This window comes from Candidatus Phytoplasma sp. AldY-WA1, assembly GCF_020312115.2.
Classification (GTDB): domain Bacteria; phylum Bacillota_I; class Bacilli_A; order Acholeplasmatales; family Acholeplasmataceae; genus Phytoplasma; species Phytoplasma vitis.
This window is the reverse complement of record NZ_JAHRHX020000150.1, coordinates 1-536: the sequence shown is the minus strand read 5'-3', so window position 1 is coordinate 536 and position 536 is coordinate 1. Positions and strand designations below refer to the sequence as shown.

The window sequence follows — 536 nt, the reverse complement described above, 5'->3', positions numbered from 1 at the left end:
ATTATTATTTATAACAAATATTTTGTAAAAAATGAATTAGTATAATATCAAAACCTCATAAATAGTCATAAATTTTTTTATTTTGTATTTATTATATGATACATTAATTTTAATATTTAAAATTTATTTTTGCAAATATTTAAATAAAAATTTTTTAATTTATAATATCTAAAGATAAAAATATACCCAATATTATACTAATTAATGGCGAAACATCAACTAAATATTTAATCGTTAAAAAGGAAAATTTGTTATTATGTTTGTATTGATAGATAATAACTTTTGATTGTGATTATAATCAATAGGTTTATTAGTAGAGGGAACTAAAAATCGAAAAGTTATTTTTTTTTGTAATTGTTCTTTATTTAAATATAATATTTTTTGTTTTAAATTTAAATTACTTATAATATTAGCCTTTAAAAGATAAATTTGGAAATTATACTCATTTAATATTTTACTTAACAAAAAACCATTTAAAATAATTATATTTTTATCTTCATTGTATATATCAATAAGGATATTTTTATTTGAAAATT

General features: G+C 14.4%; 1 protein-coding gene. It reads right to left on the bottom strand.

The window, feature by feature from the left end; all coding sequences use genetic code 11:
- Window positions 1-234: 234 nt before the first annotated feature.
- A partial coding sequence (locus KTO59_RS04500; protein WP_284928859.1) for a hypothetical protein occupies window positions 235-536 on the bottom strand: 302 nt, incomplete at its 5' end.